The sequence below is a fragment of the Streptomyces sp. BL1 genome (assembly GCF_057628045.1).
Map to the genome: position 1 here is coordinate 3947638 of NZ_JBXYWZ010000002.1, position 12195 is coordinate 3959832.

Here is a 12195-nt window from a genome sequence, read left to right on the forward strand (position 1 = left end):
TCTCTCCTGCTCCCTCGTACGCGGTCAGTCCCCCGCCGCGACCAACTCGTCGATCGCATCGTGCCAAATCCGGTCCGCCGGGATCCCGGACCCCCGCAGCGCCTCGACCCCGCTGCGGATCATGCCGGGCGGACCCGACAGATACCCGTCGTACCCTTCCCACGGCCCCTTCTGCCACACCGCATCCGGGAGTTGACCCTCCAGCGCCCGCACACCGGAAGGGCCCGGACCGTAGGACACCACAGGACTCAGCGACAACCAGCCGAACCGCCGCTCCAGATCCAGCATCGTCTCCAGGTCGTACAGATCGTGATCGCTGCGCGCCCCGTAGAACACCTCGACAGGACGCGCCCTGCCGTGCGCCGCAACATCCTCGACCATCGCCTTCAACGGCGCGATACCCGTACCCCCGCCGACACACAACAGCCCGCCGTCCGCGGCGTGATCGACCCGCATCGACCCCGCCGGCGGCCCCAGCCGCAGCACATCGCCCGGCCGCGCCCGGTGCACCAGCGCCTTGGAGACCCAGCCCGCCGGCACCGCCTTCACATGGAACGTCAGCAGCCCGTCGGAGCGCGGCGCCCCCGCGAACGAATAGTGCCGCCACACCCGCGGCCACCACGGCGTCTCGATCCCCGTGTACTGCCCGGCGCGGAACGGGTACGGCTGGTCGGGGCGCACGGTGAGCACCGCGATGTCCCCGGTGCGCTGCTCGTGGCTCACCACCTCGGCGTTCCACCACGCCGGCGCGTACTGCTCGTCCTCCGCCGCCGCGTCGATCATCACCTGCGAGATGAGCGTGTACGCACGCACCCACGCGGCCTCGGTCTCCGCGTTCCACGACATCGGCGCGTACTGGGCCAGAGCGCCCAACAGGCACTCGCCGACGGCCGGATAGTGCTCGGGACGCGTCCCGTACTTGCGGTGCCCCCGCCCCAGCGCCGCCAGATAAGACGTCAGCCGCTCCGTGTCGTCGGCCAGGCTCACCGACGTCAACAGCGCCTGGAACAGCCGGTCCCGCTGCGCGGTCATCGACGTGGGGAACAGCTCACGCAGCTGCGGATGCTGTACGAAGAGCAGCGCGTAGAAATATGCGGTCGCCGCGTCGGCCCGCGGCTCGACCTCCTCCAGCGTGCGCCGGATCAGCACCGCGTCCGGCGAAGGGCCCGCAGCCCGTGCCCGGACCGGCAGCCCGGCGGGATGCTCGTGCACCGGCTCCGGCTCACGCCCCGGACCGCGCTCCGGCTCCCGTTCCGGTTCCCGCGACGTCCCCGACAGCGGCTCGGGCGCAGGCACCGACCCCGGCTCCGGCGCCGGACGGGCCGCGGGTATGCCCGACCCGTCCTCGGCTCCCGGGCCGCTCTCCGCACCCGCCGCCGGGCCGAACCAGCCCCGGCCGCCCCCACTGCTGCCGCCGCCGTCGGCGGACCCCCCGGTACCGGACGACATCGTGGTCATCGTTCGCCTCGCCTCAAACTGTCCCGGACACATCGCACGCTTCCGCTATCGGAACGCTGCGCTTATTCGACCCCCAGCACTGCGGCTCCCCCGAGCCGGAGCGGATTTCTCTACCGAACCGTCGGATGCGGAGTCGACCATACCGTTATGGCACCACTGCACAAGACCCATCCACGGTTCCGGGAAATTCAGTGATAAGGGCCACTGAGCCGCAAATTACTGCTGGTTACAGACAAGTCCCCAGGCTTCACGAAGATCACGACCGGTGTATGCGTACGACGCGAGATCACTCACATGACCATCCGCGTTCACCGCCACCGACACCGGTACGGCCGCGAAGAGGTCCACGTCCGACATGGAGTCCCCATAGGCGACGCAGTCCTCCCACCGCACCCCGAATTCACCGCAGAGCCGCTCCGCGATGACCACCTTCGACCCCGGCGACAGAATCCCCGCGGGATCCACCGGATCCCGGAACGGAACCGCAGGCCACCGCGATCCGTAAGCCGCATCCGCACCCAACTCGAGTACCCGCCGCACAAAGAAATCCGGCGACAGCGAGATGACCGCACAACGCTCGCCCCGCGCCCGCGCCTCCGCCCACACTTCCCGAATCCCGGCAAGCCACGGAGCCCCCTCGAAAGCCGCGGCAACCTGCTCCTCCGTCAGTTCCCGCAACAGCTCACACGCCCGCTCGGCAAATCCCGGAGGCGTCAACTCACCCGCCCCGAACGACCGTTCCAACTCCCGGATCTCACCCTCCAGACCGAGCTGCCGGGCAATCTCCAGCGAAGCCGTCGAACCGTGGATCAAGGTGCCGTCAAGGTCGAAAAGATGCAGCCGAGTCATGCGCCCGATGCTAGAGACCCCCTCCCGGCCCACGCACCCGACTTCCCACCCGCCACACCCGCCCCCTCCCACACCCTCCGTGCAGACGCGGGCAATTGCACCGCTGCACTACCCTGTCCCGCAGGCCGCCCCGCAACCGGCCGCCCGAAGGAGGACGCCATGACACGCGAGGACCCCGCCCTCGCCCACGGCTGGTGCGCACTCTCCGCGCTGCACGGCCGCATCGAGGCCCACATCGAACGCGCCCTCCAGGCCGCCCACGAACTCAGCGTGCGCGAGTTCTCCGTCCTCGACGTCCTCAGCGCACAACACAGCGGCGAAGGCGGCCACTTCCGCATGACCCAGCTCGCCGACGCCGTCGTCCTCAGCCAGAGCGCCACCACCCGCCTCGTCAACCGGCTCGAAGAACGCGGCCTCCTCACCCGCTACCTCTGCCCCACCGACCGGCGCGGCATCTACACCGACGTCACCGACGCCGGCCGCACCCTCCTGGAGACGGCCCGCCCCACCAACGACGCCGCACTCCGCGAAGCCCTCGACGCCGCCGAACAGCGCCCCGAACTCGGCCCGTTGGTCGCCGCCGTCCGCGCCCTCGAACCCACCGCCTGACCCCGCCCGCGCCCTGACCGCAGCGCGCACCCCGGGCGTAGGCTGCCGATCATGAGCCCCGCGCCCTCCCCCCACACCCCGCCGCCGGCCCCGCGGAACGGGGCGGCCCCGCCGCTCACCGTGCGCCGCGCCACCGCCGACGACCTCCCCGCCATCGTCGCCATGCTCGCCGACGACCACCTCGGCGCCCACCGCGAAACCCCCGGCGAACCGGACGCCTACCGCCCCGCGTTCGACCGCATCACCGCCGACCCCCAGCAGCACCTGATGGTCGCCGAACAGCACGGCACCGTCGTCGGCACCCTCCAGCTCACCGTCATCCCCGGCCTCTCCCGCCGCGGCGCCTCCCGCGCCCTCCTCGAAGCCGTCCGCATCCACGCCGACGCACGCGGCACCGGCCTGGGCACCCGCCTCATCGAATGGGCCGTCGCCGAATCCCGCCGGCAGGGCTGCACCCTCCTCCAGCTCACCTCCGACGCCACCCGCATCGACGCCCACCGCTTCTACGAACGCCTCGGCTTCGAAGCCAGCCACCTGGGCTTCAAACTCCCCCTCTGACCCCCACCGCCACAGCCGACTGGACACATCGGCCCATCGTGTCTTCACATGATCGAAATCGTTCTCCTGTTTGACGGGCGCACCAACTGCCGCCCCCGGCACGGGAGAACACCATGCACGAGTCCGTACTCACCGAGTCCCGCACCCTGCGGAGCACCATGTCGGGCCGCTCCGAAGTCCTCGACAAGGTCAAGGCCCTCAGTCTGCTTCCGGACAGCATCCACATCACGACCCAGATGGTGGCCGCCTATTTCGAGGTCGGCACCGAAGCCGTCAAGTCACTCGTGAAGGACCACCGCACCGAACTCGAATCCAACGGCTACCGCGTCCTGACCAGCGAAGAACTAAGGTCCTTCAAGGACCTTAGTGCGCCCGACAAGTTCGTGGGACGCCATCTCGCCGTCTTCACCCGCCGCACCGTCCTCAACGTCGCCATGCTGCTGCGCGACAGCGTCGTCGCACGTCAGGTCCGTACGCACCTCCTCGACACCGAAGCCGCCGACCGCACACAGCACCCCGGCAGCCCTGTGGACTCCGGGGACGCCGTCGCCCACAGCCTTCTCGGCTGGCTCTCGGAAGAGATCCGGCAGAGCGTCGCGGCGCAGCTCGAGCACCTCGCCGGCACCACGGCCACCGACGACACCCGCGTACGGGAGATCGCCGAGGAAGCCGTCCGCGACGTCATGAGTACGGCCGTCCTGCCGCTCCTCAACGAATCGGTGCGCCGCGACACCGAGTTGCACCGCCGCCTCGCCGATCACCACGAAGAGATCACCCGGCTCAACCGCGTCCTGTGGGAACGCGAGGCCGCCGGCTCCCTCGCCGCCCTCGACGCCATGAACGGCCCGCAGTTCGAGCAGCACATCGCCTGGCTGTGCCGCCGCGACGGCTGCACCGGCATCGTCGTCACCGGCGGACACGGCGACGCCCAGGCCGACATCCTCGGCTACACCGCCGACGGCCGCCGCCTGGTCGTCCAGTGCAAGCGCCGCACTCCCGCCGCCACCGTCGCCAGCGGCGACGTACAGACCTTCGTCGGCATGGCCAAGCTGGAGCACCACGCGGACGTCGCACTCCTCGTGTCCACCGCCCCCTTCACCCGCGAAGCCCTCCTGCTGGCCTCCCGGCACGAGGCGACCGCCGTGCACCGCGGCCTCCTGGAGTCCTGGAACAACGGCGCCCGGCTGCGCGCCCTCGGCTGACCGCACGCTCCCGTACGCCTGCCCCCGCTCACCCCGCAGGCACACCCGCGCATTCCCGAACTCCCCGCCACCCGGGCCCAGTTCGCCTCCTCCGGAAGACCGCGGGCTTCCGGAAATAGATCGACGCAGCGAGCGGAGATCATCGTAGGATGAGCCGCGCGGCTTCACTCTGACCACGGTGGCCGCATCCGTCACAGCACGCACCCGCACGCCCATGCCGTCACGCCGGCATCCCGGCGCGCGCAGTGCGCATCACACAGGGGGAACTGTCATGTCCCGCACTCTCCGCTCGGCTGCCGCAGCCGGCGCCGCCGCCCTCGCTCTCGTGGCCCTCACCGGCGCGTCCTCGCAGGCGGCCACCGGATCCGCCTCGCCCTCCGCTTCCGGCCGCTGGATCTATCTGAGCTCTATCAAGTGCAACAGCCAGGAAGACTGGAAGCAGGACGAGGTCACGCTCGAGATCAACGGCAAGCGGGTCTGGACCGAATTCATGGACTCGGGCGACAAGGTCACCATCCACGACTACGTCTCCATCGGCAGCAAGGCCACCGTCAAGCTCGTGGAGAAGGACGGCCCCGACCCCGACGACGTACTCGGCAAGCACACCGTCAGCAAGAAGGGCAGCGGCGTCCTCAGCTTCACCAAGGGCGCCAACTACAAGCTGTCCTACAAGATCGGCTCCGCCTGATCCGCCGGGCGCCCGCCCCGGCGGGCGCCCACGGCGCGGCTCACACGCCCACCCGTGCCGTTCTGCCGACAGTGAAGGCCGGCCCGCCCCGCCTCGGCGTTCCCTACAGTCCAGCCTCATGACGACAGTCACCACGCGCACAGTCGAATACCCGGCCGACGGCCTGACGATGACCGGACGCCTCGCGCTCCCCGCCGGTGCCGGCCGCCGGCCCGCGGTCCTGATCGGCCCCGAGGGGACCGGCCTGAACGACTTCCAGCGCCGCCGGGCCGACGCCCTCGCCGAACTCGGCTACGTGGCCCTGGCCTTCGACATCCACGGCGGCCACTGGTTCACCGACCCGCAGGAAATGCTGGCGCGCGTGACCCCGCTGCTCGCCGACCCCGACCGGATGCGGGGCATCGGCCACGCGGCACTCGATGTGCTGCGCGCCGAACCGCGGACCGACCCCGGCCGGATCGCCGCGGTCGGCTACGGCACCGGAGGCGCGATCGCGCTCGAACTCGGGCGCGACGGCGTCGACTTGCGCGCGATCGGAACGGTCAACGCACCGACCACGGGCCGGCCGGGCGAGGCGGCACGCATCCGCTGCCCCGTGTGGGCCGGGGTCGGATCGGAAGACCCGATCATGCCCGCTGGGCAACGGGACGCGTTCGCCGCCGAGATGCAGGCCGCGGGCGTCGACTGGCGCCTCATGGTCTACGGCGGAGCCCTGCACGCCTTCCACCACCCGCCGGTCGACCGGACGCAGACCGTGCTCCCCGGCGTCGGCCACCACCCGCAGCACGCACAGCGAGCCTGGCGCGACATCGTCGGCCTGCTCGCCGAGTGCCTCCCCGTCACCGACGTGCCCGGACAACACAGTTAGAGCGCCAGAACTGCCGCCGTCATGACACGACAGCGGAGAAAGCGACACCGAGTCCGAGACCCCGCAGCCGCACGGATCAGGTCTGCGCCATGTCCACGAAGCGCGAGTAGTGGCCCTGGAACGCCACCGTGATCGTCGCCGTCGGACCGTTACGGTGCTTGGCCACGATCAGATCCGCCTCGCCCGCACGCGGCGACTCCTTCTCGTACGCATCCTCACGGTGCAGCAGGATCACCATGTCCGCGTCCTGCTCGATGGAGCCCGACTCACGCAGGTCGGAGACCATCGGCTTCTTGTCCGTACGCTGCTCGGGGCCACGGTTCAGCTGCGAGAGCGCGATCACCGGCACCTCCAGCTCCTTCGCCAGCAGCTTCAAGTTCCGGGACATCTCCGAGACTTCCTGCTGCCGGCTCTCGGGCTTGCGCGAACCGCCCGTCTGCATCAGCTGCAGATAGTCGATCACGATCAGCTGGAGGTCGTTGCGCTGCTTCAGCCGCCGGCACTTGGCGCGGATCTCCATCATCGACAGGTTCGGCGAGTCGTCGATGTACAGCGGCGCGTCCGTCACTCCCGGCATCTGCCGGGCCAGTCGCGTCCAGTCGTCGTCCGTCATCGAACCGGAGCGCATGTGGTGCAGCGCCACCCGCGCCTCCGCCGACAGCAGACGCATCGCGATCTCGTTGCGCCCCATCTCCAGCGAGAAGATGACGCTCGGCATGGCGTGCCTGATCGAGCACGCCCGCGCGAAGTCCAGCGCCAGCGTCGACTTACCCATCGCGGGCCGCGCCGCGATGACGATCATCTGGCCGGGGTGCAGGCCGTTCGTCAGCGAGTCCAGGTCCGTGAAGCCCGTGGGCACACCCGTCATCTGGCCGCTGCGCGAACCGATCGCCTCGATCTCGTCGAGCGCGCCCTCCATGATGTCGCCGAGCGGCAGATAATCCTCTGTCGTGCGCTGCTCGGTGACCGCGTAGATCTCCGCCTGTGCGGAGTTGACGATGTCGTCGACCTCGCCGTCCGCCGCGTATCCCATCTGCGTGATCCGCGTGCCGGCTTCCACGAGGCGCCGCAGCACGGCCCGTTCGTGGACGATCTCCGCGTAGTACTCGGCGTTGGCCGCCGTGGGCACCATCTGCACCAGCGACTGCACATAGCCGGGCCCGCCCACGCGCGCGATGTCGCCGCGCTTCGTGAGCTCGGCGGTGACCGTGATCGGGTCGGCCGGCTCGCCCTTGGCGTACAGGTCGAGGATCGCCTGGTAGACGGTCTCGTGCGCCGGGCGGTAGAAGTCGGCGCCCTTGAGCACCTCCACCACGTCGGCGATGGCGTCCTTGGACAGCAGCATGCCGCCGAGCACCGACTGCTCGGCCTCCAGGTCCTGCGGCGGTACGCGCTCGAAGCCGCCGGGGCCGTCAGGGCCGCGCTCGTGCTGCGGCTGGTCTCCGTAACTCCCGTTGCGGCGCTGCCGGGACACGGGGAAACCGCCCCCGCCGCCGCCAGGGCCGGAGCCGGGCCCGGGACCGAAGTCCGGCGGCCACGGCCCGTCCTCGGAGAATTCCGGGGGTGGGCTCTCGATGTGTTCGGGCTGCTGAGTCACACCCGGCCACCTCCTCCCGTCCGGCAATCGTGCACAACCGGACCTCGCCGCAGTGCCCCTCTTTCTTACGGCACGGCTCTGACAAACAGGGCGCCCGGTTCCGCTTACGGCGCGTCGAGGGCGCGGTGAAGAAGAGAGGAACGTGAGGCAGGCGCTGGACCACGTTACGGCGGCCGGGGAGGTACGCCAATCTGGTTATCCACAGGCAGCGCCGGGGGTGTGTGGACAGAACATCGGTACCTGTGGAGAACGTTGCGGAAGCTGTGCACGAAGCAGGGGACAGACCTGTGGAGAACTCCACTTCCACCCCCACCTCACCCCTCCCCACCTGCGGAAACGTCTTTTGCGGCCGGTGCGGGAAAAATAATTCGGCACTCTTCACTCACATGCCCGGGAGACTCCGCACACACCTTGTCGAAGACTCCCAGGCCAGCCCCTACGTAATACCCTCAGAAGGCTTGCAGTCATTACCTGTGGATGCTTGGATCGGAGCCATGACCAAAACTCCCGCGACGGCCGGCCGGAGACCTTCGCGTGCCACCATGCGCCGCCACGACCGCGAGATCCTCGCGCTCGCGCTGCCCGCTTTCGGCGCGCTCGTCGCGGAGCCGCTGTTCGTCATGGTGGACAGCGCCATCGTCGGCCATCTCGGGACTCCGCAGCTGGCGGGTCTCGGTGTCGCCGCAGCCCTGCTGCAGACCGGCGTCAACATCTTCGTCTTCCTCGCGTACGCGACGACCGCCGCGGTCGCCCGCCGGGTCGGGGCCGACGATCTGCCTTCCGCCATCCGTCAGGGTATGGACGGTATCTGGCTGGCTCTGCTGCTGGGCGCCGCCGTGATCGCCGTGGTGGTGCCCACCGCTCCGTGGCTGGTGGACGTGTTCGGCGCGTCGCCCACCGCCGCCCCGTACGCCGTCACGTATCTGCGGATCAGCGCGCTCGGCATCCCCGCGATGCTGGTGGTGCTGGCTGCCACCGGTGTGCTGCGCGGGCTGCAGGACACGCGCACGCCGCTGTACGTCGCGATCGGCGGCTTCTCCGCGAACGGCCTGCTCAATGTCGTCCTCGTGTACGGCTTCGGGTTCGGCATCGCCGGTTCGGCGTGGGGCACGGTGCTGGCCCAGTGCGGTATGGCGGCCGTCTATCTGACCGTTGTCGTACGCGGCGCCCGCCGGCACGGCGCTTCGCTGCGCCCGGACGCTGCCGGTATCCGCGCCTGTGCGCAGGCGGGGGCACCGCTGTTGATCCGTACGCTGTCGCTGCGTGCCGTCCTGATGATCGCGACGGCGGTCGCGGCGCGGCTGGGTGACGCGGATATCGCGGCGCATCAGATCACGCTCACCCTCTGGTCGTTGCTGGCTTTCGCACTGGACGCGATCGCCATCGCGGGGCAGGCGATCATCGGCCGTTATCTGGGGGCCGAGGACGAGGCGGGGGCCCGTGCGGCCTGCCGCCGGATGGTGCAGTGGGGCGTCGTGTCGGGTGTGGTGCTGGGTGCGCTGGTGGCGCTGGTGCGGCCGTTGTTCATGCCGCTGTTCACGTCGGACCAGGCGGTGATCGACCAACTGACGCCCGTACTGCTGGTGGTGGCGGTCACTCAGCCGGTCGCGGGGGTCGTCTTCGTGCTCGACGGGGTGCTGATGGGTGCCGGCGACGGCCCGTATCTGGCCTGGGCGATGCTGGCCACGCTGGCGGTGTTCGCGCCGGTGGCGCTGCTGGTGCCGGTGCTGGGCGGCCAGTTGACGGCGCTGTGGTGGACGATCGCGGGTCTGATGATGTCGGTACGGCTCATCACGCTGTGGCTGCGCGCCCGTTCGGGCCGCTGGCTGGTGACGGGCGCGGTCCGCGCGTAACGCGGCACAGCACGTACGCCCGCAGCCCCCGCCCCGTACGCCCCCGCACACGCGCGGAGGGCCGCACCCCTTCGAAGAAGGGGTGCGGCCCTCACGGCACTTCGGCCAGGCCGAGCGCCGAGCGCGGCGATTACGCCGAGGCGACCTCGACGTCGACCTTCGCGTCGACGTCGGCGTGCAGCCGGACCGTCACCTGGTGCGCGCCCAGGGTCTTGATCGGGGTGCCCACCTCGATGCGGCGCTTGTCGACCTCGGGGCCGCCGGAGTCCTTGATCGCACCGGCGATGTCCGCCGGGGTCACGGAACCGAACAGCCGGCCCTGGTCGCCGGAGCGGACCTTCAGGCGCACCTTGACGCCCTCGAGCTGCCCCTTGACCTCGTTGGCCTGCTCGATCGTCGCGATCTCGCGGATCTTGCGAGCGCGGCGGATCTGCTCGACGTCCTTCTCGCCGCCCTTGGTCCAGCGGATGGCGAAGCCGCGCGGGACCAGGTAGTTGCGGGCGTAGCCGTCGCGGACGTCGACGACGTCCCCCGCGGCACCGAGGCCGGAGACCTCGTTGGTCAGGATGATCTTCATCAGTCGGTCACCCTTTCCTTAGCGAGCGGTCGAGGTGTAGGGCAGCAGCGCCATCTCACGGCTGTTCTTCACGGCCGTGGCGACGTCACGCTGGTGCTGGGTGCAGTTGCCGGTGACCCGGCGGGCACGGATCTTGCCGCGGTCGGAAATGAACTTCCGCAGCAGGTTCGTGTCCTTGTAGTCGACGTAGGAGATCTTCTCCTTGCAGAACACGCAAACCTTCTTCTTAGGCTTGCGAGCAGGCGGCTTCGCCATGTCTCTCTCCAATGAGTTTCAAGAAGTGTGCAGCTGTCGAACCGCACCCGTCCGTCAGGCCGCAGGGGCCTGTCAGAAGGGGGGCTCGTCCGAGTAGCCGCCGCCGGAGCCGCCGCCCCAGCCACCGCCGCCGCCCTGGCCGCCTCCGGCCGGGGCACCGGTCGCCCACGGGTCGCCCGCGGGGGCGCCGCCCTGCTGGCCGCCGCCGGGGCCGCCGCCCCAGCCGCCGCCACCCTGGGCCTGGCCGCCTCCGCCGCCTCCGCCGAAGCCGCCACCCTGGCCGCCGCGTCCGCCGCCGCCGGTCTTGGTGACCTTCGCGGTGGCGTAGCGCAGCGCGGGACCGATCTCGTCCACGTCCAGCTCCACCACGGTCCGCTTCTCACCCTGCTGGGTTTCGAAGGAGCGCTGCCGGAGCCGGCCCTGGGCGATGACGCGCATGCCCTTGGTCAGCGATTCGGCGACGTTCTCTGCGGCCTGCCGCCAGATCGAGGAGCGCAGGAACAGCGGGTCGCCGTCCTTCCACTCGTTGGTCTGGCGGTCGAACATCCGGGGGGTCGACGCGATCGTGAAGTTCGCGACGGCCGCTCCGGAGGGGGTGAAGCGCAGCTCGGGGTCGTCGGTCAGGTTGCCGACGACGGTGATGACGGTCTCGCCTGCCATGGGTGAACCTCTCGGCGGGGTACTGCTTGGCTGCTTGTGGGGTTGCTGCTACTCGGTTCCCTGTACCGCTGGGCCGGTCAGCTCCTGAGGAGCCGGGGCTCAGTGGGTCGAGGGACGGAGGACCTTGGTCCGCAGAACCGACTCGTTCAGGTTCATCTGGCGGTCGAGCTCCTTGACGGCCTCAGGCGATGCCTGGAGGTCGATGACCGAGTAGATGCCCTCGGGCTTCTTCTTGATCTCGTACGAGAGCCGACGACGGCCCCAGGTGTCGACCTTTTCGACCTTGCCGTCAGCCTCACGGATGACGGAAAGGAAGTTCTCGATCATCGGGGAGACTGCGCGCTCCTCGGTGTCGGGGTCGAGGATCACCATCACCTCGTAGTGACGCATGTGGAACCCACCTCCTTTGGACTCAGCGGCCACGGTCGTTCCGTGGCAGGAGGGTCGTGATGCGTTCCGCACTGCCGTACCCCGGTGTGGACCTGAGGGTGGCAGCGCAGACGGTACAGAGTACCCGTCTCGCGGCTTCCGGTTGAAATCCGGACGCCGACCCCCGCAATCTGGGCACATCGGGTATGACCGGCGCATACAATCCGCGCCGCCTTCTGTCAGGAGGTGCCGTCATGGCACAGGCAGTCCGGCACAGTCCCTTGTCCTTCCTGAACACCGACGGGAAGGCTCATCCGCTGGAGAACTCGCTCACCGCGGTGACCTTGATTCTCGGTGCGGTGGCCTTCGTCACGGCGTTCTGGCCCGATCTGAACATCATGGCCTCCTGGATCGGGCTCGTCGGGATCATCACCGGCGCGTGGGGCCAGTTCATCTCGGCGACGACGTCGGAGCGTTTCCTGCTGATCATCGGGCTCGGCATGTCGGCGGTGGGTTTCTATCTGGGAATGGCGCACGGCGGTCTGTTCGGCTGACCGGCACCGTCTCCCACGGAGCCCCGCTTCCGGGCCAGCCCGGGGGCGGGGCTCCGGGCGAAGTAGGCTTCCCGGCGAGCTTCCCCCTTACGTGTCCG

14 protein-coding genes are annotated in these 12195 nt (G+C 69.7%); 7 read left to right on the plus strand and 7 right to left on the minus strand.

What is annotated here, in order from left to right:
* Positions 1-24 precede the first annotated feature (24 nt).
* Entirely contained in the window at positions 25-1458 is a 1434-nt protein-coding gene (locus AC3AGO_RS17425) for a globin domain-containing protein (protein ID WP_487821133.1), read from the minus strand.
* A 216-nt stretch (positions 1459-1674) separates the two neighbouring features.
* Entirely contained in the window at positions 1675-2307 is a 633-nt protein-coding gene (locus AC3AGO_RS17430) for an HAD family hydrolase (protein ID WP_487821134.1), read from the minus strand.
* A 159-nt stretch (positions 2308-2466) separates the two neighbouring features.
* Between AC3AGO_RS17430 and AC3AGO_RS17435 the strand changes: the two genes are divergently transcribed.
* The 5 genes from AC3AGO_RS17435 (at position 2467) to AC3AGO_RS17455 (ending at position 6232) form a co-directional block, all read left to right on the plus strand.
* Positions 2467-2916: a MarR family winged helix-turn-helix transcriptional regulator gene (locus AC3AGO_RS17435; protein WP_487821135.1), complete on the plus strand. Its 450-nt coding sequence runs from the start codon at positions 2467-2469 to the stop codon at positions 2914-2916.
* 162 nt (positions 2917-3078) lie between these two features.
* Positions 3079-3474 (plus strand): GNAT family N-acetyltransferase, encoded by a 396-nt coding sequence (locus AC3AGO_RS17440; RefSeq protein WP_487824691.1) that lies wholly within the window; start codon positions 3079-3081, stop codon positions 3472-3474.
* A 113-nt stretch (positions 3475-3587) separates the two neighbouring features.
* Entirely contained in the window at positions 3588-4676 is a 1089-nt protein-coding gene (locus AC3AGO_RS17445; RefSeq protein ID WP_487821136.1) for a restriction endonuclease, read from the plus strand.
* A gap of 271 nt (positions 4677-4947) precedes the next feature.
* Positions 4948-5364, plus strand: a complete 417-nt coding sequence (locus tag AC3AGO_RS17450; RefSeq protein ID WP_487821137.1) for a hypothetical protein — start codon at positions 4948-4950, stop codon at positions 5362-5364.
* Positions 5365-5482: 118 nt separating this feature from the next.
* Positions 5483-6232, plus strand: coding sequence for a dienelactone hydrolase family protein (locus tag AC3AGO_RS17455; protein ID WP_487821138.1), 750 nt, complete (start codon positions 5483-5485; stop codon positions 6230-6232).
* A gap of 76 nt (positions 6233-6308) precedes the next feature.
* Here AC3AGO_RS17455 and dnaB read toward each other — a convergent pair whose 3' ends face one another.
* On the minus strand, positions 6309-7829 hold the full coding sequence (gene dnaB, locus AC3AGO_RS17460; protein ID WP_487821139.1) for a replicative DNA helicase: 1521 nt from the start codon (positions 7827-7829) through the stop codon (positions 6309-6311).
* Between the two features lie 494 nt (positions 7830-8323).
* Between dnaB and AC3AGO_RS17465 the strand changes: the two genes are divergently transcribed.
* Complete coding sequence (locus AC3AGO_RS17465; RefSeq protein WP_487821140.1) at positions 8324-9682, plus strand: MATE family efflux transporter; 1359 nt, start codon at positions 8324-8326, stop codon at positions 9680-9682.
* 130 nt (positions 9683-9812) lie between these two features.
* On the opposite strand, the gene rplI is transcribed toward AC3AGO_RS17465, so the two are convergent.
* The 4 genes from rplI to rpsF all read right to left on the minus strand — a co-directional run bounded on the left by rplI (position 9813) and on the right by rpsF (position 11564).
* Positions 9813-10259, minus strand: coding sequence for a 50S ribosomal protein L9 (rplI, locus tag AC3AGO_RS17470; RefSeq protein WP_487821141.1), 447 nt, complete (start codon positions 10257-10259; stop codon positions 9813-9815).
* An 18-nt stretch (positions 10260-10277) separates the two neighbouring features.
* Positions 10278-10514, minus strand: coding sequence for a 30S ribosomal protein S18 (rpsR, locus tag AC3AGO_RS17475; RefSeq protein ID WP_003978893.1), 237 nt, complete (start codon positions 10512-10514; stop codon positions 10278-10280).
* A gap of 72 nt (positions 10515-10586) precedes the next feature.
* Complete coding sequence (locus AC3AGO_RS17480; protein ID WP_487821142.1) at positions 10587-11174, minus strand: single-stranded DNA-binding protein; 588 nt, start codon at positions 11172-11174, stop codon at positions 10587-10589.
* 99 nt (positions 11175-11273) lie between these two features.
* On the minus strand, positions 11274-11564 hold the full coding sequence (gene rpsF, locus AC3AGO_RS17485; RefSeq protein ID WP_487821143.1) for a 30S ribosomal protein S6: 291 nt from the start codon (positions 11562-11564) through the stop codon (positions 11274-11276).
* A gap of 233 nt (positions 11565-11797) precedes the next feature.
* On the opposite strand from rpsF, the gene AC3AGO_RS17490 reads away from it, so the two are divergent.
* Positions 11798-12097 carry a hypothetical protein gene (locus tag AC3AGO_RS17490; RefSeq protein WP_487821144.1) on the plus strand — a complete coding sequence of 100 codons (300 nt, stop codon included), beginning with the start codon at positions 11798-11800 and terminating at the stop codon, positions 12095-12097.
* The last annotated feature ends 98 nt before the right edge of the window (positions 12098-12195 follow it).